Annotated in this window: 27 protein-coding genes and 2 other annotated features; of the genes, 24 read left to right on the top strand and 3 right to left on the bottom strand. The window is 38.8% G+C overall.

What is annotated here, in order from left to right; translation table 11 throughout:
- Positions 1 to 37 precede the first annotated feature (37 nt).
- Positions 38 to 1,348 (bottom strand): protoglobin domain-containing protein, encoded by a 1,311-nt coding sequence (locus tag V6670_RS22335; protein ID WP_141904522.1) that lies wholly within the window; start codon positions 1,346 to 1,348, stop codon positions 38 to 40.
- A 283-nt stretch (positions 1,349 to 1,631) separates the two neighbouring features.
- Between V6670_RS22335 and V6670_RS22330 the strand changes: the two genes are divergently transcribed.
- Positions 1,632 to 1,841, top strand: coding sequence for a hypothetical protein (locus V6670_RS22330; protein WP_141904521.1), 210 nt, complete (start codon positions 1,632 to 1,634; stop codon positions 1,839 to 1,841).
- 50 nt (positions 1,842 to 1,891) lie between these two features.
- Here V6670_RS22330 and corA read toward each other — a convergent pair whose 3' ends face one another.
- Entirely contained in the window at positions 1,892 to 2,854 is a 963-nt protein-coding gene (gene corA / locus V6670_RS22325) for a magnesium/cobalt transporter CorA (protein ID WP_338654727.1), read from the bottom strand.
- A 36-nt stretch (positions 2,855 to 2,890) separates the two neighbouring features.
- Positions 2,891 to 3,574, bottom strand: a complete 684-nt coding sequence (locus V6670_RS22320) for a class I SAM-dependent methyltransferase (protein ID WP_141904519.1) — start codon at positions 3,572 to 3,574, stop codon at positions 2,891 to 2,893.
- A 124-nt stretch (positions 3,575 to 3,698) separates the two neighbouring features.
- Between V6670_RS22320 and V6670_RS22315 the strand changes: the two genes are divergently transcribed.
- The 23 genes from V6670_RS22315 (at position 3,699) to rplL (ending at position 23,583) form a co-directional block, all read left to right on the top strand.
- Positions 3,699 to 4,004 (top strand): DUF4870 domain-containing protein, encoded by a 306-nt coding sequence (locus V6670_RS22315; protein WP_036123796.1) that lies wholly within the window; start codon positions 3,699 to 3,701, stop codon positions 4,002 to 4,004.
- A 265-nt stretch (positions 4,005 to 4,269) separates the two neighbouring features.
- Positions 4,270 to 4,740, top strand: coding sequence for a CtsR family transcriptional regulator (locus V6670_RS22310; protein ID WP_058845128.1), 471 nt, complete (start codon positions 4,270 to 4,272; stop codon positions 4,738 to 4,740).
- A 13-nt stretch (positions 4,741 to 4,753) separates the two neighbouring features.
- The gene (locus V6670_RS22305) at positions 4,754 to 5,296 is read left to right on the top strand and encodes a UvrB/UvrC motif-containing protein (protein WP_036123855.1); all 543 of its coding nucleotides are present in this window, start codon (positions 4,754 to 4,756) and stop codon (positions 5,294 to 5,296) included.
- On the top strand, positions 5,293 to 6,402 hold the full coding sequence (locus V6670_RS22300) for a protein arginine kinase (RefSeq protein ID WP_089933389.1): 1,110 nt from the start codon (positions 5,293 to 5,295) through the stop codon (positions 6,400 to 6,402). Before V6670_RS22305 ends, V6670_RS22300 begins: the two co-directional genes overlap by 4 nt.
- Positions 6,392 to 8,836 (top strand): ATP-dependent Clp protease ATP-binding subunit, encoded by a 2,445-nt coding sequence (locus V6670_RS22295; RefSeq protein ID WP_036123786.1) that lies wholly within the window; start codon positions 6,392 to 6,394, stop codon positions 8,834 to 8,836. The genes V6670_RS22300 and V6670_RS22295 overlap by 11 nt, the downstream gene beginning before the upstream one ends.
- A 91-nt stretch (positions 8,837 to 8,927) precedes the next feature.
- Positions 8,928 to 10,304, top strand: a complete 1,377-nt coding sequence (gene radA / locus V6670_RS22290) for a DNA repair protein RadA (protein WP_036123854.1) — start codon at positions 8,928 to 8,930, stop codon at positions 10,302 to 10,304.
- A 285-nt stretch (positions 10,305 to 10,589) separates the two neighbouring features.
- Positions 10,590 to 11,675 (top strand): PIN/TRAM domain-containing protein, encoded by a 1,086-nt coding sequence (locus tag V6670_RS22285; protein ID WP_036123784.1) that lies wholly within the window; start codon positions 10,590 to 10,592, stop codon positions 11,673 to 11,675.
- Positions 11,676 to 11,686: 11 nt separating this feature from the next.
- Complete coding sequence (ispD, locus tag V6670_RS22280) at positions 11,687 to 12,382, top strand: 2-C-methyl-D-erythritol 4-phosphate cytidylyltransferase (protein WP_089933395.1); 696 nt, start codon at positions 11,687 to 11,689, stop codon at positions 12,380 to 12,382.
- Between the two features lie 271 nt (positions 12,383 to 12,653).
- Entirely contained in the window at positions 12,654 to 13,130 is a 477-nt protein-coding gene (gene ispF / locus V6670_RS22275; RefSeq protein WP_036123777.1) for a 2-C-methyl-D-erythritol 2,4-cyclodiphosphate synthase, read from the top strand.
- A 90-nt stretch (positions 13,131 to 13,220) separates the two neighbouring features.
- Positions 13,221 to 14,681, top strand: a complete 1,461-nt coding sequence (gene gltX / locus V6670_RS22270) for a glutamate--tRNA ligase (RefSeq protein WP_141904518.1) — start codon at positions 13,221 to 13,223, stop codon at positions 14,679 to 14,681.
- A gap of 50 nt (positions 14,682 to 14,731) precedes the next feature.
- Positions 14,732 to 14,951: a binding site (T-box leader), on the top strand.
- A 197-nt stretch (positions 14,952 to 15,148) separates the two neighbouring features.
- Positions 15,149 to 15,799, top strand: coding sequence for a serine O-acetyltransferase EpsC (epsC, locus tag V6670_RS22265; RefSeq protein WP_036123753.1), 651 nt, complete (start codon positions 15,149 to 15,151; stop codon positions 15,797 to 15,799).
- A complete protein-coding gene (cysS, locus tag V6670_RS22260) occupies positions 15,796 to 17,196 on the top strand; it encodes a cysteine--tRNA ligase (RefSeq protein WP_058845124.1) in 1,401 nt (466 codons plus the stop codon). Before epsC ends, cysS begins: the two co-directional genes overlap by 4 nt.
- A 5-nt stretch (positions 17,197 to 17,201) precedes the next feature.
- Positions 17,202 to 17,621 (top strand): Mini-ribonuclease 3, encoded by a 420-nt coding sequence (locus tag V6670_RS22255; RefSeq protein ID WP_089933406.1) that lies wholly within the window; start codon positions 17,202 to 17,204, stop codon positions 17,619 to 17,621.
- Positions 17,621 to 18,373, top strand: coding sequence for a 23S rRNA (guanosine(2251)-2'-O)-methyltransferase RlmB (rlmB, locus tag V6670_RS22250; protein ID WP_036123745.1), 753 nt, complete (start codon positions 17,621 to 17,623; stop codon positions 18,371 to 18,373). The genes V6670_RS22255 and rlmB overlap by 1 nt, the downstream gene beginning before the upstream one ends.
- A 2-nt stretch (positions 18,374 to 18,375) precedes the next feature.
- Positions 18,376 to 18,888 (top strand): NYN domain-containing protein, encoded by a 513-nt coding sequence (locus tag V6670_RS22245; protein WP_141904517.1) that lies wholly within the window; start codon positions 18,376 to 18,378, stop codon positions 18,886 to 18,888.
- 68 nt (positions 18,889 to 18,956) lie between these two features.
- Positions 18,957 to 19,604: an RNA polymerase sporulation sigma factor SigH gene (sigH, locus tag V6670_RS22240; RefSeq protein WP_036123738.1), complete on the top strand. Its 648-nt coding sequence runs from the start codon at positions 18,957 to 18,959 to the stop codon at positions 19,602 to 19,604.
- A gap of 77 nt (positions 19,605 to 19,681) precedes the next feature.
- The gene (gene rpmG, locus V6670_RS22235; RefSeq protein ID WP_004233588.1) at positions 19,682 to 19,828 is read left to right on the top strand and encodes a 50S ribosomal protein L33; all 147 of its coding nucleotides are present in this window, start codon (positions 19,682 to 19,684) and stop codon (positions 19,826 to 19,828) included.
- Between the two features lie 48 nt (positions 19,829 to 19,876).
- Positions 19,877 to 20,062, top strand: coding sequence for a preprotein translocase subunit SecE (secE, locus tag V6670_RS22230; RefSeq protein ID WP_036123733.1), 186 nt, complete (start codon positions 19,877 to 19,879; stop codon positions 20,060 to 20,062).
- 349 nt (positions 20,063 to 20,411) lie between these two features.
- Positions 20,412 to 20,945 carry a transcription termination/antitermination protein NusG gene (nusG, locus tag V6670_RS22225; protein ID WP_036123731.1) on the top strand — a complete coding sequence of 178 codons (534 nt, stop codon included), beginning with the start codon at positions 20,412 to 20,414 and terminating at the stop codon, positions 20,943 to 20,945.
- 230 nt (positions 20,946 to 21,175) lie between these two features.
- The gene (rplK, locus tag V6670_RS22220) at positions 21,176 to 21,601 is read left to right on the top strand and encodes a 50S ribosomal protein L11 (RefSeq protein ID WP_004233593.1); all 426 of its coding nucleotides are present in this window, start codon (positions 21,176 to 21,178) and stop codon (positions 21,599 to 21,601) included.
- Between the two features lie 116 nt (positions 21,602 to 21,717).
- Positions 21,718 to 22,416: a 50S ribosomal protein L1 gene (rplA, locus tag V6670_RS22215; protein ID WP_036123728.1), complete on the top strand. Its 699-nt coding sequence runs from the start codon at positions 21,718 to 21,720 to the stop codon at positions 22,414 to 22,416.
- Between the two features lie 53 nt (positions 22,417 to 22,469).
- Positions 22,470 to 22,616 (top strand) — a sequence feature (ribosomal protein L10 leader region).
- A 32-nt stretch (positions 22,617 to 22,648) separates the two neighbouring features.
- Positions 22,649 to 23,149, top strand: a complete 501-nt coding sequence (gene rplJ / locus V6670_RS22210; protein ID WP_004233596.1) for a 50S ribosomal protein L10 — start codon at positions 22,649 to 22,651, stop codon at positions 23,147 to 23,149.
- A gap of 74 nt (positions 23,150 to 23,223) precedes the next feature.
- On the top strand, positions 23,224 to 23,583 hold the full coding sequence (rplL, locus tag V6670_RS22205; RefSeq protein WP_004233598.1) for a 50S ribosomal protein L7/L12: 360 nt from the start codon (positions 23,224 to 23,226) through the stop codon (positions 23,581 to 23,583).
- Positions 23,584 to 23,624 lie beyond the last annotated feature (41 nt).

Here is a 23,624-nt window from a genome sequence, read left to right as displayed (position 1 = left end):
GGGAAATTCGCTTTTAAAAGTGAATTTCCCTTTCATTTTACATATTTAGTTCATTAACTACATTAATAAGAGAGTCAGAAGAAGAAGAAACGAGCGTAGCTCCCTGTGATAATTCAGTAATTAGATTAGAGATGGCTGAAATATCTCTTGATGTGTTGACATATTGCTGTTGAATGCCAGAAACAGCATCGGCAATATCATTAAATGACTTGGATAAATTCTCTTGTGTATTGACACTGTGCTGAATTTTTTGATCCACATTAAGAACGGAATTGGCCATCGTTGTAATATTGCTTTCTGTTTCTTTAATGAGGTGCGAAACATTTTGTACGGCATTTTTTGTTTCCTCAGCAAGCTTGCGTACTTCCTCAGCCACCACCGCGAAACCTTTCCCATGTTCTCCAGCTCGAGCAGCCTCGATGGAAGCATTTAAGGCTAATAAATTGGTTTGATCAGCAATACCTGTAACAAGTCCAACAATCTCAGAAATTTTCTGAGAAGAGGTACGTAGCTGATTCATCGTTACCTCCAGACTGTTGACACTTTGTAAAATGACTTGGATTAAATCATTTTGTTCTTTAAGCTGCAGTTGACCACGTCTTGATTTTTCTTGGGTATCTGCTACGAAGCTCAATCCTTGCTTTGTCGCCACAGCAATATCATCTGTCTGCGAGGAAATAACCAATAGTGATGCTGCTGTTTCTTCACTAATAGCGTTGAGCTCCTCTGCTGTACTCTGAATGGTTGTAACAAGAGAGTTTTTTGTTGCATCAGCTACTGAGCGAATGCGTTCTTCTTCATTTTCATAGGCCTCGATTACAAGCTGTTGCTCGAAATTAATGATTTTACAAAAAGCATTTATAGCACGAATGGCATCTTGTTTTGAGATGTCCACTTCGCTCACAAAATTTGTGAATGTAGAAGTGAGTGATTGGAATGAGGCAATATACCATTTGGATTGTAAACCAATTCGCACGTGAGTCTCGGCAATTGCCTTTCTTTCGGCAATGTAGGCATCATTTATATGACTCTCAAAAATATCACTTAAATGTTTATGTAATGTAATTTTCAAACGGTCAATATGTGATGTTCTATTAATAATATCGATTAGATCTTGGCTCAAACTAATGGCAGCATAAAATTGCTCCACCATTGCAGGGATGAGATCCTTTGCAAGCGGTTGTAGTTGTTTAATGATTGCTAAATCGTCTACTGTTAAATTTAAAAGTTGCAATTGTTTTTGAAGATTTGGGTAGTTCGATACATCTAGTCGTACATCATTCTTAAAATTTTCAGGTGTTAATGTAATTGAATAGTTAGCACTACTGTTTTTGGAAAACCAACTCATTATTATTTGCTCCATTCCTAATATCCATAATAAATTGTAAGTAAAAAAGCCTTTTGAAATTTGTTAGGTTTGTAAATTTGATAAATAATTGGTATTAAATCTATTTTACTATTATTTGCTGAATATTTGGTTAAAAATTTGGTTATTTCTTTATTTTTTTACTTAATTGTCAGTTCAATTAGTGAAGCGAAGTAAATTTGAATTTAAAATAGGAAACCTGTAAAATACGAACTGTTTAGCAAGATAGAGACTGTATGTAAAAAAGGATTAGAGGAGGTATTATATGGAGAAAAAGCGTTTTAAATTTGTCATCCCAGTCATGGTTATTGTCGCAATTGGCTCTGTTTATATGTTACGAAACTATTATGCTGAGGTACCCTCTGTTGAGCAATTATTAATTACAATCTGTGCAACTTTGGGATCAGGCGTATTAGCATACTTTTTATTTCCGCAGCAAGGTGATAATAAAATTGATGATAGGGGACCCTATTAACTTCTTGAAAAAGGAGACTGCTCGTTTCATGACAAAACGAGCAGCTTTTTTTATGGTTTAAATAATTTAAACCAGCCTTTATGTTTAAAGATAGCTAGCATAAAGATCGCAATAATAATCATAGAGCCTAGTACAATAAAATAGCTGTAATGGCCATGAAGCTCAGGCATGTTATCAAAGTTCATGCCATATACACCAGCAATAAAAGTAAGTGGAATAAAGATAGTTGATACAATGGTTAAAGTCATCATAATGCCGTTCATGCGACTTGAGCTCATAGCCATATAGTTATCACGCATATCCGCTGTCAGTTCTCGATTGGATTCAACCATTTCAGTTAGTTTAATGAGATGGTCGTATATATCCCCGAAATAAGCTCTTTCTGATTTGTTTAAAGAAAAACGGTAAGAATTAAGAATTCGATATAAAAGATCTCGCATCGGTAAAATAGTGCGTCTAAGGTCAAGCAAATCGCTACGGAATTCGAAGACAATCTTCATGGCATTTACGTTGCTTTGGTATGTAAGTTCGCCTTCAAGTGCATTAAGATGATCTTCAATTTTATAAACAAGAGGGAAATAGCTATCCACGATTTTATCAATTGTTTGATATGTTAAATAAACCGTCCCCCGTTCCCAATTTTTTGGTTGGCTTGCTAGTATCTTTTGTACCTTATCTATTTCAGGAACAGGGTTTTTATGGAACGTCACAATAAATTTATTGGAGGCAAAAATATTAACCTCTTCTGCAGCAAGGTTCTCTTCATTTACTCGATGAATAACAAAGAAATGAAAATCATCATAGAAATCGAGCTTTGGGCGCTGTAATCGCATTAAGCAATCTTCAATAGCAAGCGGATGGAAATGGAAAAATGTATCTAATAATGATTCTTCTTCGGCTGTAGGGCAATTAAAATCAACCCAATACCATTCAAATTCTTGCTGATGTATAACTTCCAATGGAAAATCTTTTAGTAATTGTTGTTGTTTTGTAATACCAATGGTGCTTATCACGGTTTTCACCTCAAATTATTTACTACAAAATTTTATTTAGTGCCCCTCTTTAAAGCATACCCAACCAGCAAATAAAGTAGTGGCAAAAAATCTAGAAGGTTTTGTAAAGCCCGCCTTTTGTAGCAGTGTTAAAATATCCTCTTCACGCATAAACGAAAGGGAGCGAATGGATTTTTCCATCTCTGCTACATCAGATGCAGAAAGCTTTGTATGTTGTAGCCAATAGGAACGCCATAAATCAAATTGTAGTTCAGTTTCTAAAGAGCCGGGCTGACCATATTTTGAGACAAGGACAAACGGTGCTCCAGGCTTTAAATGTCTTGCGATTTCTTCTAATGTAGATAGCTTTTCTTCATAACCCAGAATAAAATGCAGAACGAGAACACAACTTGCTGCATCGTATTTTATGGAGGGTAATTGAGTATCTAGTATTGTTCCTTGGTGGAAAGACAGTGTATTGGGTAGAGCGTGTAGACGTTCCTTTGCTATGCTGAGCATGGACTCTGATGGATCAATACCTGTGAATGACCAGTCGGACCTTCCATCTGCAAGCTGTAAAATTTCATTGCCGCTTCCTGCACCGACAATTAACATATCAGCTTTATCTGGGAGTATAGAATGATAAAAGGTTTGTATTAAACGTAGCATGGCATCATAGCTTGGCAATGTACGACGAATACCCTTTTCATATTCGTTTGCTAATGTGTTGTTAAATTCCATCTCTCATCACAGCCTTCCAAAAAAAATTTAATAAATCTTATTTAATGTGAAACTATTACGGGTATAGTTCCGTAAATAGTAGTACATAAAACATAGACAAAGTACAAAGAAAGGGTTGATATATATGGAGACTAAATGGTCTAAAGTAATCATACACGCAAGTGCATTTTTTGCGCCATGGTTAGTACCTATTATTTTCTTCTTAATTAGTTCGGATGAGGAAGTGAAGGCGATTTCTATTCAAGCATTGCTCTTCCAAATTGTTATGGGTATTTTAATCGCTATCTCAGTTGTTTTAAGTTTTGTTCTTATTGGGTTACCGTTTTTAATCATTTTCGGCATCATGTTATTTGTTGTACCAATTATCGGTATCGTAAAAGCATTGTCTGATGAGCCTTGGCGTTATCCAATTGTTGGTCGTTGGGTATAATTTTCATAGACGCAAGTATATGCTAGTTGCATATGCTTGCGTTTTTTCTATGACTAATAAGGGTACATTAGGTATATGAGCAAATTATAACCCGTGCAGATTTGACTGAAAAAGCACTGTTTTTCGTACTAAAATAGGCACTTTAAGACTTTTCACTTTTCTATGGGCGAAATCATTGCAATTTTTTTGAAGCGTTTTGTATAATATACTAAAAGAAAGTCAAAGATAGTCAAAGTCAGTGAAGCAAGCGAGGTGTATTCCTAAAATGCGTAATATATCAGACATCATAGAAGGTTACTTAAAGCAAGTACTTGAATTAGGTGGAGAAGGGCATATTGAAATTAAACGGAGTGAGATTGCTGATAAATTTCAATGTGTGCCATCACAAATAAATTATGTAATTAATACAAGATTTACTGCCGAGCGAGGTTACCTTGTTGAGAGCAAACGTGGTGGTGGTGGGTACATACGAATTTTACGTGTCCGCGCGCATTCACAGATTGATTTAATCGACGATGTTCTCAGACAAATAGAAGGTGGAGCATCTCAAACGATGGCAGAAGATTTAGTATATCGGCTCATCGATGAGCAGGTAATTTCAAAACGAGAAGCGAAATTAATGTTAGCAGCAATTGATCGCTCCACAATCGATTTACATCTCCCTTTAAGAGATACTATTCGAGCAAAGATCTTGCGAGCAATGCTGACAACAATCAAATATGAACAGCAAAAATAGTGAGGTGATGGAAATGATATGCGAACATTGTAAGCAACGTAATGCGACAGTTACAGTAACACAAGTTCAAAATGGGCAAAAGGTGGAGCACCATTATTGTGACGTCTGCGCCTCACAGTTCCATCCATTTCATGCAGAGTTTAAACAAGAGCCAGTGTCTATTCAACAGCTATTGTCGAACTGGTTCGGCTCGCCTACATGGCAAAAGGTGGGAGAAAAACAACAAGTTCAACCACAACAGCAAACATGCCCACAATGTGGATTTTCGTATAAACAATTTTTAAAAGAAGGTAAATTTGGATGCCCGAGCTGTTATGACACCTTTAGTGAGCATTTGCCTAAGCTCTTTAATCGCATACAGGCAGGCCCCCAACACATTGGTAAAATGCCTGGTGCTCGCAGTAATGTGTATGTCATTAAAAAGCAAATAGAGGATATCCGCAAGCGTATGAAGGCCGCTGTAGCTGAAGAACAATTTGAGGAGGCGGCGAAGCTTCGTGATGAAGTTAAAGAGCTAGAGAAGCATCTACAATTTGAAGGTGGTGATGTGTCATGATGATTGATTCATTTTTAGAGCGTGCGACCCCAACGTGGATGCATATCAAGGATGATTATTCAGATATTGTCATTAGTACACGTATTCGCCTTGCTCGAAATTTAGATGGCTATCGATTTCCATTAGCTTTCTCAGAGAATGAGGCATTGCAGGTGGAACAGGCAGTTACACATGCAATAAGTGATAGCCCAACGCTTCAAAATGATTATGCTTATTTTGCTATTAAGGATTTAACGCCTCTACAGCGTCAAATTCTTGTAGAAAAGCATTTGATTAGTCCACAGCTGGCTAAAAAAGAGCAAGTAGGCTCCATACTTCTTTCTGAAGATGAATCCGTTAGCATTATGGTGAATGAAGAGGATCATTTACGCATTCAATGTATGACAGCAAGCTTTCAACTTCAAAGTGCCTATGAACAAGCAAATAAAATTGATCGTATCCTAGAGAAAGTATTACCGTATGCCTTTCGAGATACTTTTGGCTATTTAACAAGTTGTCCGACGAATATTGGCACGGGTCTTCGCGCATCGGTCATGATGCATCTACCCGCACTGACATTAACCGGGCAAATGAATCAAATTATTAATGCCATGACTCGCTTAGGAATGACTGTAAGAGGTATATATGGGGAAGGCAGCGAAAATTTAGGAAATGTTTATCAAGTGTCGAATCAAATTACACTTGGGAAGACAGAAGAAGACATTTTAGCAGACATACAAAGTGTCGCTGAAAAGATTATCCAAAAAGAGCGACACGCAAGAGGGAAGTTGATGGAAAAGGCAGAGCTTGCTCTAGAAGATAGAGTATATCGGGCTTTAGGTACCCTTACACATGCGAGAATTCTAACAAGTGAGGAAGCCGCTACCTGTCTATCTAATGTTCGTTTAGGAGTAGATCTACAGTTAATTGATGGGATTCAAGCAACAACCTTAAATGAATGTGTTGTTAGTATGCAACCAGGTTTTTTACAGCACTATGCAGGTGAGGCACTGCCCCCTGCTGAACGGGATCGTGTCCGAGCGGAAATGCTCCGTGAGGCATTATCTCAAGAATATGCGAATAAGCCTATAAATGGGGAAAAAGGAGAGGATTTATATGATGTTTAATCGTTTTACACAACGCGCGCAAAAAGTATTACAGCTTGCTCAGGAAGAGGCTATTCGTTGGAAGCACGAATCTATTGGAACAGAGCACATTCTATTAGGGCTTATACGTGAAGGCGGCGGTATTGCTGCGAAAGCGTTAGAAGCCATTGATATTAGTCCTCAAATGATTGAAGCTGGTATTGAGGAATTAGTTGGTAAAGGTAAAGAAGATGTCGGCCCAATTGTTCACTATACGCCAAGAGCTAAGAAAGTAATTGAACTATCTGTGGATGAATCACGTAAATTAGGTCACTCGTATATCGGCACAGAGCACTTATTATTAGCGCTTATTCGTGAAGGTGAAGGCGTGGCAGCTCGCGTCTTAAACAATGCGGGTGTCGGCTTAAATAAAGCACGTCAGCAAGTATTATTGCTATTAGGTAACAACGATAATGCACAATCTGGGCAACAAGCAGCTCAAGCTGCCAATACCCCAACTTTAGATAGCCTAGCACGTGATTTAACACAAATTGCACGTGAAGGCACATTGGACCCTGTTATTGGTCGAAGCAAGGAAATTACACGTGTGATTGAAGTGTTATCGCGTCGTACGAAAAATAACCCTGTATTGATTGGTGAGCCAGGTGTTGGTAAAACAGCGATTGCTGAAGGGTTAGCACAGCAAATTATCCATAATGAAGTACCAGAAATCCTACGTGACAAACGTGTCATGACTTTAGATATGGGGACGGTTGTTGCAGGTACTAAATATCGTGGTGAATTTGAAGATCGTTTGAAAAAGGTGATGGATGAAATTCGCCAAGCTGGCAACATCATTTTATTCATCGATGAATTGCATACATTAATCGGTGCAGGTGGTGCAGAAGGTGCAATTGATGCCTCCAATATTTTAAAACCATCTTTAGCACGCGGTGAGCTTCAATGTATTGGTGCAACAACATTAGACGAGTACCGCAAATATATTGAAAAGGATGCAGCATTAGAGCGTCGCTTCCAACCAATCCAAGTGGATGAACCAACAGTGGAAGAAGCGATTCTAATTATTCAAGGCTTACGTGACCGTTATGAAGCGCATCACCGTGTAAAAATTACAGATGAAGCGATTGAAGCAGCGGCTAAAATGAGTGACAGATATATTTCAGACCGATTCCTACCAGATAAAGCAATTGACTTAATCGACGAGGCAGGTTCCAAAGTCCGCTTACGTTCATTTGCAGTGCCACCAAACTTAAAGGCACTTGAAGATAAACTTGAAAATGTGCGCTCTGAAAAAAATGCAGCCGTATCAGGCCAAGAATTTGAAAAGGCTGCCTCTCTAAGAGATACAGAGCAAAAGCTGAAAGATGAAATTGAAGCTACACGAAAAAATTGGAAAGAAGAGCAAGGCAAAGCGGAATCTAAAGTGACTGTGGATGATGTTGCAGCGGTTGTATCAATGTGGACAGGAATCCCAGTAGCTAAAATTGCTTCCGAGGAATCTTCGAAGTTATTACAACTTGAAGAAGAGTTACACAAACGTGTAGTAGGGCAAGGAGAAGCGGTAGAAGCGATTTCTCGTGCGATCCGTCGTGCAAGAGCAGGCTTAAAAGATCCAAAACGACCAATCGGCTCATTCATTTTCTTAGGACCTACAGGTGTTGGTAAAACAGAGTTGGCAAGAGCACTTGCTGAAGTGATGTTTGGCGATGAAGATGCGATGATTCGTGTCGATATGTCTGAGTACATGGAGAAACATTCGACTTCTCGTTTAGTAGGTTCACCTCCAGGCTATGTGGGCTTTGATGATGGTGGTCAATTGACTGAAAAGGTTCGCCGTAAACCATACTCGGTCGTATTATTAGATGAAATTGAAAAAGCACATCCAGATGTTTTCAATATTCTACTGCAAGTTCTTGAAGATGGCCGTTTAACAGATTCTAAGGGCCGTGTAGTAGACTTCCGTAATACAGTAGTCATTATGACTTCAAACGTTGGTGCCGATGCTTTAAAATATCAAAAGAGCCTTGGTTTCAATGTAGGTGGAGCAGAATCTAAGCATAAAGATATGAAGGGTACGATGCTAGAAGAATTGAAAAAAGCATTCCGTCCAGAGTTCTTAAACCGTATCGATGAAATGATTGTCTTCCACGCATTAGATAAAGAGCATTTAAAAGAAATCATTGCAATGATGGGCAATGCACTAACAAAACGCTTAAAAGAGCAAGATATTTCGTTGGAGCTAACTGATGCAGCACTTGAGAAAATTGCTGAGGAAGGCTATGACCCTCAATATGGTGCTCGTCCGTTACGCCGTGCATTACAAAAACAAGTAGAGGATCGATTATCAGAAGAATTGCTGAAAGGTAATGTAGAGAAGGGTAATCAGGTTATCATTGATTATGTAGACGGTGAGTTTATTGTAAAGAAAAAAGAGGGTGTATCCATCTCTAAATAATTTTATGCAAAGACAGCGAGGCTTTAAGTGCCAAGCTGTCTTTTTTTCTGTACAATTAATGATAAGAACAAATATTCGAGGTGAAAGCAATTTGGCAAAGAAAAAAACAAAGTTTGTATGTTCAGGCTGTGGCTATGAAACTGCAAAATGGATGGGAAGATGTCCAGGGTGTGGGGAATGGAATAAGATGGTGGAAGAAGTTGAGATGGTCGCAAAAGGACCACGAGGAGCATTCCAGCATTCTGCTACAGTTACCCAAAAGGCTCTCCCAATCATTCAGGTCGAAGCGACTGAAGAATCCCGTGTAGCGACGGAAATGGGCGAACTGAATCGCGTATTGGGTGGTGGTATTGTACCCGGTTCGCTCGTATTAATCGGGGGAGATCCGGGGATTGGGAAATCTACACTATTACTACAAGTTTCAGCATTACTTTCGAATAAAGGGCATCGTGTGCTCTATATTTCTGGAGAGGAATCCATTCGTCAAACAAAATTACGAGCAGAGCGTCTAGGAGTGGTTTCTCAAGAGCTTTACATATATTCCGAGACGAATCTCGAATTTTTAAACCAAACCATTGATGAAGTACAACCGAAATTTGTCATTGTCGATTCCATACAAACCGTCTTTCATCCAGAAGTAACAAGTGCACCAGGTAGTGTATCGCAAGTTCGTGAATGTACGGCAGAGCTGATGCGAATCGCCAAGACAAAAGGCATTGCTATTTTCTTGGTCGGGCATGTAACGAAAGAGGGGCAAATTGCCGGACCTCGTATTTTAGAGCATATGGTTGATACAGTGTTATATTTTGAAGGAGAAAGACATCATAATCATCGTATTCTACGCAGCCAAAAAAACCGCTTCGGCTCTACCAATGAAATTGCGATATTTGAAATGCTTCAAGGGGGATTAAAGGAAGTGCTGAATCCTTCTGAATTATTTTTGCAGGAGCGGTCACAAGGAGCAGCGGGTTCCACTATTGTTGCATCAATGGAGGGGACAAGACCCATCCTTGTCGAAATTCAATCTTTAGTAACACCTACAAGCTTCAATTACCCTAAACGCATGGCAACGGGTGTCGATCAAAACCGAGTGCAATTGCTAATGGCAGTGCTAGAAAAACGGATGGGTCTCATGCTACAAGCCCAGGACGCATATATTAAAGTTGCTGGTGGTGTCAAATTGGATGAGCCAGCAATTGATTTAGCGGTGTTGACAAGTATTGTCTCAAGCTTTAAAGATCAAGCTGTGCGAGCAACGGACTGCTTTATTGGTGAAGTAGGGCTGACAGGTGAGGTACGTCGAGTATCACGGATTGAACAGCGTGTTATTGAAGCGGCAAAGCTTGGGTTTAAAAGAGCTTTCATACCTGCCTCCAATATTGGTGGTTGGGATTTTCCACAGGGAATAGAAATAGTTGGAGTAGAAACGATCAAAGATGCATTAAATGCATGCTTTAGAGAGTTGTAAAGGGAAATTGTGCATGTTGGATACCATTCTGACATGCATTTTCCGTCATTTTTAACATTAAAATCGGAAACTCAAGTAAGGGGATAGGCGTCCTAGATAATAGCAAGATAAAGTCATGCAAGAGTGTCATCGAAAACACAGTAAGATAGAGGTTGGAAAGAATGATGTCTAAATGATTTATCCCTGTGAATGAACATCAAAAATAATGATAATTTGATGAGCTCATGAAGGATTTTCTACAGTAAACTATGTATAATCTTAACTAACAATAGGAGGTGACAGCTTGTGAAAAAATTTGTTCAAATTGCCTTTTTACTGATTGGGGGAGCATTGGGCCTTGTTTTCTTACCGCCATTATACGAATTGCTTCATTTATCATCTAATCCTTGGCTAGATAATCCTTATGTATCAGTAGCATTAGGCGCGCTTTTACTATTTACACTGTCTTTTGCATTTTCCGATTATTTTGTGAAGCTCATTAGCTGGATGGAAGAGGTCCTGTTTAAGGTGCCTATCGGTGATTTATTTTTTGGTACGCTTGGTTTAATCATGGGACTGATTGTAGCTTATTTTTTAGGCTTCGCCATCGATAGTGTGCAATTCCCTGTAATTACAGAAGTACTCCCTATTATTCTGTCATTTGTATTAGGTTATTTAGGGTTCCGTTTAGGTTTTAGAAAAAGAGATGAATTAATACAGCTTTTTACTTTACGTAGTAATAATACAAAGAAAAAGGCTGCTGAAGGTGCTGAAATTCAAGAAATACGAGGGAGTTATAAGCTGTTAGATACGAGCGTTATTATTGATGGTCGTATTGCTGATATTTCTGGAACTGGCTTCATAGAAGGAGTCTTAGTCGTACCTCAATTTGTCCTTACAGAGCTGCAGCATATTGCCGATTCTTCCGATACGTTAAAACGTACAAGAGGACGTCGTGGATTAGATATTTTAAGAAAATTACAAGATGAACGTAAGACAAAAGTTGAAATTACGGATGAAGATTTTGAGGATGTACAAGAGGTGGATTTAAAGCTTGTACGTCTTGCAAAGAAAATGGGGAATGACACACAGATTGTCACAAATGATTTTAACTTGAATAAAGTCTGTGAGCTCCATCATGTGAAAGTATTAAATATTAATGATTTAGCGAATGCGGTGAAGCCTGTTGTAATCCCAGGTGAAGACATGCAGGTTGTGGTCATCAAGGATGGTAAAGAGCATAATCAAGGGGTTGCCTATTTAGATGATGGAACAATGATTGTTGTTGAAGGTGGCCGTAGTTATATCGGACAGGCCATTACTGTGACAGTAACGAGTGTGCTGCAAACATCAGCGGGTCGAATGATATTTGCCAAGCCGAAGGACGATTAGGATGTGGAAAAATGCAATATGAAGTAGTACTACCTGCGGCAGGAAGCGGAAAACGCATGGGTGCGGGACAAAATAAATTGTTTTTAAAACTTTTAGAGAAGCCTATTCTGATCCACACGCTAGAAGTGTTTCAACAAGATCCTTTTTGCACTGGTATTTGGCTGGCTGTAAAACCAGAAGAACGTACTTATATTCAAGAATTGCTAGAGCAATTTGAGATTACAAAAGTGAAGGGCTTACCTGATGGCGGTGCTGAGCGACAGCATTCCGTTCATTCATGTATGAAAGAGATGCAGCAGGTAGATATTGTGCTTGTCCACGATGCAGCTCGGCCTTTTATTACACATGATATTATCGCTAGCCTTGTACAAAGTGCTCATGAGTTTGGTGCAGCTATTGCGGGGGTTCGAGCGAAGGATACAATGAAAAAGGTTCGTAATGGTATTATCGAAGAAACAGTCGATCGTGATAGCTTATGGATGATTCAAACGCCACAAGCCTTCCAATTTGATTTAATTGTGGAGGCAGAGGATGTTGCTGAGAAGGTGGGCTTTCTTGGTACAGATGAAGCTATGTTAGTTGAACGCTTGGGTCATGCAGTGCATATTGTCGAAAGTAGCTATGAAAATGTCAAAATGACGACACAGGAAGATTTAATATTTGGTGAAGCTATTTTACGTAAACGAGCATTGCAAATAAACGAATAGTAATTTAAAAATCTCATTGGCGATTGTTGCTAATGGGATTTTATCTTGATTTAACCAATGTTTATAGAGCAAGACGCAAACTTATGCTGAGATGTAAGTGAGGGAAATGCTCACTATTTGCTATCAGCTCAATTTCCTAGGAAATATGTTAAAATGTGAGGGTATAATAGTGAGTAAATATAAAAGTGAAAGAAGGTGAATGAGACTGCGATTACAGCAGGCAAGGAGCTTGTTTGATCCACATGTTTTGCTAAAGTAGTCTCTCTATCATATGTTTCGAATTGGACAAGGTTTTGACGTACATGCATTTGAAGAAGGTCGTCCATTAATTATTGGCGGTATCACGATTCCGCATGAAAAAGGGCTAGTAGGGCATTCTGATGCAGATGTTCTTTTACACACGGTTACGGATGCAGCTCTAGGGGCAATTGGAGAAGGAGACATCGGCCGCCATTTTCCAGATACGGACCCAGCCTTTAAAGACGCTGATTCAGCAAAACTATTAGCGTATATTTGGAAAATTGTTGAGGACAAAGGCTATGTGTTAGGGAATGTAGATTGTACAATTATGGCACAGCGTCCCAAAATGGCGCCTTATATTGAACAGATGCAAAATCGCATCGCTGAATTGCTTCATGCAGAGCCGTCTCAAGTCAATGTAAAGGCAACGACAACTGAACGTTTAGGTTTTACAGGTCGTGAGGAAGGTATAGCGGCTATGGCCACAATTCTATTGATGAAGAAATAAATGCGGATTAACTCCGCTTTTATTTCCTGTAACAGAGTGGTAAAATGAACAAAGTCAATTTTTTGATCGAAAATTTAGGAGGCTTTTAATATGACGAAAGAAGTTCGCGTTCGTTACGCGCCATCTCCAACAGGTTTTTTACATATCGGTGGAGCGCGTACAGCATTATTCAATTATTTATATGCAAAACATCATAACGGTAAATTCATTGTACGTATTGAAGATACGGATATTGAACGTAATGTAGAGGGCGGAGAAGCATCTCAGCTAGATAACCTAAAATGGTTAGGTATTGAATATGATGAGTCCATTGATATTGGTGGACCTTATGCGCCTTATCGTCAAATGGAACGTCTTGATATTTACAAAGAGCACGCTGAGAAATTATTAGAACAAGGTGTTGCTTACAAATGTTTCTGTTCATCAGAAAAGCTTGAAGCATCACGTGAAGAACAAAAAGCAAGGGGTGTAGCGGCCCCTACTTACGATGGGACATGTCGTCAATTATCAGCAGAGGAAGTCGCAGCTAAAGAAGCAGCGGGCGAGCCATATACAATCCGTATGCGTGTTCCTGAAAATGTAACTTATGAGTTTGAAGATTTAGTTCGTGGACCAGTTACATTTGAATCTAAAGACATTGGTGATTGGGTACTTGTAAAAGCAAATGGTATTCCAACATATAACTATGCGGTTGTGCTAGACGATCACTTTATGGAAATCTCGCATGTTTTCCGTGGAGAAGAGCATTTATCGAATACGCCAAAACAAATGATGATTTTTGATGCATTTGGCTGGGAATATCCACGCTTCGGTCATATGACATTAATTATTAATGAAAATCGTAAAAAGCTATCTAAACGTGATGAATCAATTATTCAATTTGTCACGCAATATAAAGATTTAGGATATCTTCCTGAAGCAATGTTCAACTTCTTTGCGCTACTTGGATGGTCTCCAGAAGGGGAAGAAGAGATCTTCTCGAAAGAAGAGTTTATTAAAATCTTTGATGAAAAACGTCTTTCTAAATCACCATCTATGTTCGATAAGCAAAAGCTGACATGGATGAATAATCAATATATTAAAAAACTATCTTTAGAAGAAGTCGTAGCATTGTCTTTACCACACTTGCAAAAAGCAGAGCTATTACCTGAAGAACTTACGGCAGAGCAATATGCATGGGCGACGGATTTAATCGCACTTTATCACGATCAAATGAGCTTTGGGGCAGAGATTGTGGAGTTATCTAGCCTATTCTTTAACGACCATATTGAATATGATGAAGAAGCAAAAGAGGTTTTAGCGGGAGAGCAAGTGCCTGAAGTAATGGCAGCATTTAAAGCAGAGCTTGAGCAATTAGAAGAATTTACACCAGATGCAGTAAAAGCTGCTATTAAAGCTGTGCAAAAAGCAACAGGTCATAAAGGTAAAAATCTATTTATGCCAATTCGTGTTGTAACAACAGGTGAAACGCATGGACCAGAGTTACCAAATGCGATTTGTTTAATTGGTAAAGAGAAAACAATTGACCGCGTAGAAAAATTTGCCCAATAAAGAGAAATTTATTGACAATTCATTCTTTCGTTGTAAAATGTATTTACATTGAAAAAGCGTTGATAAGGAGAAGTAAGTGGCGCATGCTCTTAAGAGAGGACCATCACCGGCTGAAAGTGGTCTGAGCCCAGGCAAAACTGAAATGCACCTTTGAGCATAGAGCTGAACTATAGTAGGCTTTATCGAGTCGTTCCCGTTAAAGAACGTCCAGAGTGGAAGGCATCTTTGCCTTCAAACAGAGTGGAACCACGCATTTTAAGCGTCTCTGTCATTCCCTTTTGGGAATGATAGGGGCGCTTTTTATTTTTTAGAAAAAGGCAATGATGCAGGCTTCATTAATTTACAAGGAGGCGTCAATACCACATCATCTACGCAGGGAATCTGAAGGAAATTGGCAATTGCTATCGTTTTAGTGTGTAGGATTTCAAAGGATTTGAGCAAGACCAACATGAAAAGGGGGAGTTTTTGTGTTTAAAAGAATGAAGGAAGATGTGGAAACAATTTTTGAGAATGATCCAGCAGCGCGTAGTGTATTTGAAGTGGTGTTAACCTATTCTGGTTTGCATGCGACATGGGCGCATCGAGTGGCGCATTGGTTCTTTAAAAGACGTTTTTATTTTATAGCTCGTGCCATTTCGCAAATTAGCCGTTTCTTTACGGGAATCGAAATTCACCCAGGTGCAAAAATTGGTCGTCGTTTCTTTATAGACCATGGTATGGGTGTTGTCATTGGTGAAACATGCGAAATTGGTAATAATGTTACTTTGTATCAAGGTGTAACATTAGGTGGTACAGGGAAAGAAAAAGGAAAACGACATCCTACGTTAGAGGACAATGTGCTTGTTGCAACGGGCGCGAAAGTATTAGGGTCTATCACAATTGGTGAGAATAGTAAAATTGGTGCGGGATCAGTTGTTTTAAAAGAAGTACCGCCAAACGCTACAGTTGTCGGTATTCCTGGTAAAATAGTAATTAAGGATGGAGTTCGTCTAGAGAAAAAACTAGATCATCAAAATATACCTGATCCTGTGGAAGAACGTTGTCAAGTTTTCGAGAAGCAAATCACTGAATTGCAGCAGGAAATCGAACGCTTACAAAAGGAGAGAGAAACACAATGAGTATTCAAATATTTAACTCATTAACAAGACAAAAGGAAACCTTCGTACCGCTGGAAGAAGGAAAAGTTAAAATGTATGTTTGCGGTCCGACTGTTTATAACTATATCCATATTGGAAATTCACGTCCTGTCATTGTGTATGATACAGTTCGCCGTTATTTTCAATATAAAGGCTATGATGTAAAATTCGTATCCAATTTTACGGATGTAGACGATAAAATCATTAAGGCAGCAAATGAGTTAGGCGAAGAAGTGCATGAATTAACAGAGCGCTTTATTGCTGCGTACTTTGAGGATGTTACAGCACTAGGGTGCAAAAAAGCGGATGTTCATCCACGTGTAACAGAGCATATGGACGATATCATTCAATTTATTCAAGTATTAATTGATAAAGGCTATGCTTATGAATCTGCTGGGGATGTGTATTATCGCACACGTAAGTTTGATGGTTATGGTAAATTATCGCATCAATCAGTAGACGATTTAAAAATCGGTGCTCGTATTGAAGCAGGCGAGAAAAAAGATGATGCATTAGATTTTGCTTTATGGAAAGCTGCGAAGCCGGGTGAGATCTTCTGGGAAAGTCCATGGGGAGATGGTCGTCCAGGCTGGCATATTGAATGTTCTGTAATGGCTCGTGAGCATTTAGGAGATACTATTGATATTCATGCTGGTGGGCAAGATTTAACTTTCCCTCACCATGAAAATGAAATTGCTCAATCAGAAGCACATAACGATAAAACATTTGCACGTTATTGGATGCATAACGGGTATATTAATATCGATAATGAAAAGATGTCTAAATCTCTTGGCAATTTCATTCTTGTTAATGATATTCGTAAACAAATTGATCCACAGATACTACGTTTCTTTATGCTATCGGTTCATTATCGTCACCCAATTAACTTTGCTAAAGATTTAGTAGAAGCTGCTGCAACGGGCTTAGAACGCATTCGTACAGCTTACAATAATGTGAAGCATCGTCTTACAACTACAGCAAGCTTAGGTGATCACTCTGAAGAATGGCTGAGCAAAATTGCTGAACAAAAAGCACAGTTTGAAGAGGCAATGGATGATGACTTTAATACTGCAAACGCTATTTCAGTATTATTCGAGGTAGCACGTATTGCTAATATTTACTTAAATGAAGCAAATACTTGCAAGAAAGTTTTAGAAACATTTATGGAAACTTTTGAAGTAGTAGGCGACGTCTTAGGTATTGAATTTGTAAAAGAAGAAGAGCTATTAGACGAAGAAATTGAAGCATTGCTACAAGAGCGCGTAGAGGCACGTAAAAACCGTGATTTTGCTCGTTCTGATGAGATCCGTGACCATTTGCAAGCCCAGGGTATCATTTTAGAAGATACACGACAAGGAACTAGATGGAAACGAGGGTAATAAAGTTGGATAAACTTCGCAATGAAGATGTTAAGCAATTAAATGCGCTGGCATTAGCCTATATGGGGGATGCCGTATTAGAACAAAAAATACGTGAGCATTTGCTACGTTCTGGCCGTGTAAAGCCGAATACGCTGCATCGAGAGGCAACTCGTTATGTTTCAGCAAAAGCGCAATCTATGATCGTTCATCGCATGATGGATGAAAATTATTTAACAGAGGAGGAATTGGCTGTGTTCCGTCGTGGACGCAATGCCAAATCCGGCTCTGTACCAAAAAATACAGATGTCCAAACCTATCGTAATAGCTCAGGCTTTGAGGCAGTGCTTGGTAGTTTATATTTATTAAATGAACTAGAACGCGTGTATGAAATCATTGCATATGCTATTCAAATAATCGAGGAATCAAAGGGAGTGTCTAAATAATGGCAGAACAAAATGGTGAAATTATTGCCGGTAAAAACCCAGTGTTAGAAGCACTTCGTTCAGGCCGCGATATGAATAAAGTATGGATTGCAGAAGGTGTCAAAAAATCTGGTGTGAATGAATTGCTAGATTTAGCCCGAGAACGTGGTGTAATAGTTCAGTTTGTCCCAAAAAAGAAAGTCGATCAATTATCGAGTGCTAATCATCAAGGAATTGTTGCATCTGTTGCCGCTTATAAGTATGCTGAACTTGAGGATTTATTTGCAGCTGCAGCCAATAAACAGGAAGATCCTTTTTTCCTAATTTTAGACGAGCTAGAGGATCCTCATAATCTAGGGTCTATTATGCGAACGGCTGATGCTATCGGAGCACATGGTATTATTATTCCAAAGCGTCGATCTGTTAGTTTAACAGCTGTAGTAGCAAAAGCATCCACAGGTGCTATTGAACATGTTCCAGTTGTACGTGTGAATAATCTTGCTCAAACGGTTGATGAATTAAAAGAACGAGGTGTATGGATCGCTGGTACAGATGCGAAGGGCTCGGTGGATTATCGAAAAATGGATGCCACATTACCGTTAGCCATCATTATTGGTAGTGAGGGCAAGGGAATGGGTCGTTTATTAAAAGAAAAATGCGATTTTTTATATCACTTACCAATGGTTGGGCATGTCACATCATTAAACGCATCAGTTGCTGCAGCGCTTTTAATGTATGAAGTGTATCGTAAACGTCAAGAAGCGAATGAGTAACAATGAAAAACATTTTGCTTGTTGATGGCTATAATATGATTGGATCTTGGAAAGAGCTGCGGCCATTGCGTGATACAAATTTTGAGGATGCGCGCAGAAAGCTGATAGAAGTTATGGCTGAATATAAAGCGGCTATGGACTGGCGCGTAATTATCGTTTTTGACGCACATCTTGTACCAGGAGTTGAGCAATCTTATATAGAAAATGATGTAGAAGTCATTTATACCCGTAAAAATGAAACAGCAGATGAACGAATAGAAAAAATGACGCGTGAACTAAAGGCTAGAAATGTACAGATACATGTAGCAACGTCCGATATGGCAGAGCAAAGCGTTATCTTTGGTAATGGTGCTCTAAGGAAATCGGCTAGAGAGTTAGAAATTGATACAAGCATTATCCAACATAAAATTTCACATGACGTGAGGCGCAAACAAGAAAGTAAGCCGCCTTCTCGTATAGAATTAAAGCCAGATGTTGCACTTGCTTTTGAAAAATGGCGACGAGGATTGAAATGATAGATTGACGCATATTTTCCAATTCCGTTATACTGTTCCTAATTATCTGTTGTGGCTGAGGTGATACCATGTTTAAAAATAGCATTGTACAAGTGACACAAGATTTTGAACGATTCAATGATGAAGAACTTATTGAAATGGTGCATCAAGGTAATACAGATGCGTTGGATTACTTAATTACGAAATACCGTTTGTTAGTAAGAGCGAAGGCAAGGTCCTATTTTTTAATTGGAGCAGATAAGGAAGACATCGTGCAAGAGGGTATGATCGGTTTATATAAAGCGATCCGTGATTTTAAAGGCGATAAACTGGCTTCTTTTAGGGCTTTTGCAGAGCTGTGTATTACAAGGCAGATCATCACGGCGATTAAAACAGCTACTAGGCAAAAGCATATTCCACTAAACTCCTATATCTCTTTGGACAAGCCTATATTTGATGAAGAATCAGACCGAACGCTAATGGATGTGCTAACAGGTGCTATTATGGACGATCCAGAAGAATTGATGATTCATAGAGAAGAGTTCGGCTATTTAGAAGAAAAGATGAGTGAGATTTTAAGTGAATTAGAACTACAAGTTTTAGCTTTATATCTAGATGGTCAGTCTTATCATGAAATTTCTGAGAAATTAAATCGCCATGTGAAATCGATTGATAATGCATTGCAGCGGGTCAAGCGCAAATTAGAGCGACATTTGGTCCTTGAGGAAATGTCTTAGTCCATATAGGCCTTTATTGACATTGACAAATATAGGTGTTAGTCTTAAAAAGACAAAGTGCCGAAAAAGGTGAGTATATGGCAAAAAAAGTCGTGCTAAATTGCGAGAAATGCGGGTCGAGAAATTACACGTTCCCAGCTAAAGAAGGTTCAACTGTACGTCTCGAATTAAAGAAATTTTGCTCGCATTGCAATGAACATACAATGCATAAACAAACGCTATAAAATGATATGTAAATAGACAGATATGATTGATTCGGAGGTTAAGCTAGAATGGGCAAGATCAAAGGCTTTTTAAGTGATGTAATGTCTGAAATGCGCAAAACAAGCTGGCCAAAAAGTAAAGAACTAACGAAATATACAGTCGTTGTAATTTCAACTGTTGTCATTATGGCTTTATTTTTTGTATTAGTTGACTTAGGTGTTTCATCATTATTCCGCTGGTACTTAGATTTATAATTTAGTAAATAGCATATTTTTGAAATAGCCCGTCCATTGTAATAACGGGTTTTTTCGTTTGTTTTATCTTCATTCAGCAGAAAACTTTATCTATTGGTTTGATAACATGGTGAAGTGAAGGTCAGTAAAATACGCTCATGATGATAAGGATGCTACTAGGAGAGTATGATAGTAGTGATTGATGACTATGCTAGTTTCGGTATATATCATCGGGCTTTCGCTGGCTATTAGCGAAAGCTATATTTTTCTAATGAGATGTTTGTGAAAAGAGTAAGAATGCGTTTAGCATATCGCGATTCATTTTCACTTTTATTTGTAAGGGAGGGACGGACGAGGAGTCCTAGTAGTTATGGAGAAAAATTGGTATGTTGTTCATACGTATTCAGGGTATGAAAACCGTGTAAAAGCAAACCTAGAAAAACGTGTAGAAACAATGGGAATGCAAGATAAAATCTTCCGTGTAATTGTTCCTGAGCACGAGGAAACAGAAATGAAAGATGGGAAAAAGCGCACGATGATGCGTAAAGTTTTCCCTGGTTATGTGTTAGTTGAGTTAATTATGACAGACGATTCTTGGTATGTAGTACGAAATACGCCAGGCGTTACTGGCTTTATCGGCTCATCAGGTGGAGGAGCAAAACCAACACCTTTACTACCAGAGGAAGCAGATCGTCTACTACAACAAATGGGTATGACTGATAAGGTTGTAGAAGTTGATATAACTGTTGGTGAGGCTGTTGAAGTATTAGAAGGGCCGTTCGCTCATTTCCAAGGGCGTGTTGAGGAAATTGACACGGAAAAAGGAAAAATAAAAGTGTCGGTTGATATGTTTGGTCGCGAAACAATTATGGAGCTAGATTTCGAACAAATTCAAAAATTATAGTTCCAGTAATTGATCTATAACATGTCAATTGGTAGATGTTTCGCAGATTTTGTTAATTACTACTTGCTTAAAAAAATTAAAAGTGGTATCATTTCATAGGTCAGACTGTCATACTTTTAGTTGACGTCTGTATTGATAATTTTAATGTTATCGGCACTTAGCTGACAGACAGATATTGAGTGGGAGGGGCAACCCAATTACCACATCACGGACTTAAGGAGGTGTGTCTCGTGGCTAAAAAAGTTATTAAAGTTGTAAAACTTCAAATCCCTGCTGGTAAAGCTAACCCAGCTCCACCGGTTGGTCCTGCATTAGGTCAAGCGGGTGTGAACATCATGGGATTCTGTAAAGAATTCAATGCGCGTACTGCTGATCAAGCTGGTCTTATTATTCCAGTTGAAATTTCAGTATTCGAGGACCGTTCTTTCACTTTCATTACAAAAACTCCACCTGCAGCAGTGTTACTTAAAGTGGCAGCTGGTATCCAATCAGGATCTGGTGAACCAAATCGTAAAAAAGTGGCAACGGTTAAGCGTGATAAAGTTCGCGAAATCGCTGAAACTAAAATGCCAGACCTTAACGCTGCTTCAGTGGAAGCTGCTATGTTAATGGTTGAAGGTACTGCACGAAGCATGGGTATTGTTATCGAAGACTAATCCCATTTACTTGATGTTTTGTTTTTTGGAAGGTTGCGAAGTTTCTTTGTGAACACGCAACCTTTATTCGTGGGAGGTAAAATCCGCTATAACCACAATCAAGGAGGAAATATATAATGGCTAAAAAAGGTAAAAAACTGCAAGATGCAGTAAAATTAATTGATCGTAACTCACTATATAGTGCACAAGAAGCAATCGAACTTGCTCAAAAAACTAGCACAGTTAACTTCGACGCTACTGTAGAAGTTGCTTTCCGTCTAGGTATTGATACTCGTAAAAACGACCAACAAATCCGTGGTGCAGTAGTGCTACCAAACGGTACTGGTAAAACTCAACGTGTATTAGTATTCGCAAAAGGTGAGAAGCTTAAAGAAGCTGAAGCAGCTGGTGCTGACTATGTAGGCGATGCAGAATACATCCAAAAAATCCAACAAGGTTGGTTTGATTTCGATGTAATCGTAGCAACTCCTGACATGATGGGCGAAGTTGGTAAACTTGGTCGTGTATTAGGACCTAAAGGTTTAATGCCAAACCCTAAAACTGGTACAGTTACTTTCGATGTAACAAAAGCGATCGAAGAAATCAAAGCTGGTAAAGTAGAATACCGTGCTGATAAAGCTGGTATCATCCACGCTCCTATCGGTAAAGTTTCTTTCTCAGCAGAAAAATTAGTAGAAAACTTCTTAGCTGTTTTTGATGTAGTGCAAAAAGCAAAACCTGCTGCAGCTAAAGGTACTTACATGAAATCTGTAAATGTTACAACTACAATGGGCCCAGCTATTAAAGTTGACGCTTCTAACGTAGTAGTAAAATAATTTATATATATGTGTTGACGACAGTGAGTATACATGATATTATAGTTGCTGTTGTGAATTATCCATTTGTACCGTAGACAGTAGGGGTGACTTGTCACTTAATGATCCTACCGAGGACATCGGAATTCAGATTCTTATTTTAAAGATGATGACTTTCAGCCTCTGCGTCTATTTGACCCAGAGGCTTTTCTTTTGTCGGTATAAATGACCCATTCTAATAGGAGGTGTCATCATGAGCAAAGCAATCGAAAACAAACAAGTACAAGTTCAAGAGATTACTGAAAAATTCCAAGGCGCTGCTTCTGTAGTAGTCGTGGATTACCGTGGTCTTAATGTTGCACAAGTAACTGAGCTTCGTAAACAACTTCGTGAAGCTGGCGTTGAGTTCAAAGTTTACAAAAATACTTTAACTCGTCGTGCTGCTGAGGCTGCTGGTCTTGAAGGAATCAACGACGTATTAGTTGGTCCTAACGCAATTGCGTTCTCAAATGAAGATGTTGTAGCGCCTGCTAAAATCATCAACGAGTTCGCTAAGAAAAACGAAGCTTTAGAAATTAAAGCGGGTATTATTGAAGGTACAATCTCTTCTGTTGAAGATGTTAAAGCACTTGCAGAACTTCCATCACGCGAAGGTCTACTTTCTATGCTTTTATCTGTACTTCAAGCTCCAGTGCGTAACTTCGCACTTGCAACAAAAGCTGTTGCAGAACAAAAAGAAGAACAAGGCGCGTAATTTAATACGCACTCAAACTTCTGCGGCCTGATCGCAAAAAAAATAAAACATTATCCAATTAGGAGGAAATTATAATGAATAAAGAGCAAATCTTAGAAGCTATCAAAGCTATGACAGTTCTTGAATTAAACGATTTAGTAAAAGCAATCGAAGAAGAATTCGGTGTAACAGCTGCTGCTCCTGTAGCAGTAGTTGCTGGCGGTGCTGCTGCAGCTGAAGAAAAAACTGAATTTGACGTAGTATTAGCATCTGCTGGTGCAGAAAAAATCAAAGTAATCAAAGTGGTTCGTGAAATCACTGGTTTAGGTCTTAAAGAAGCTAAAGAAGTAGTAGATAACGCTCCTAAAGCTCTTAAAGAAGGCGTTTCTAAAGATGAAGCTGAAGAAATCAAAGCTAAACTTGAAGAAGTTGGCGCATCTGTAGAAGTTAAGTAATCTCGTATTACTTTTTAACAAAAGGAAAGCTCGTCATTTTG

The organism is Lysinibacillus sp. Y5S-8 (genome assembly GCF_036894365.1).
Taxonomy (GTDB): Bacteria; Bacillota; Bacilli; order Bacillales_A; family Planococcaceae; genus Lysinibacillus; species Lysinibacillus fusiformis_D.
Note: the sequence above shows the minus strand (reverse complement) of the source record. Positions and strands in the feature narration are given on the sequence as shown.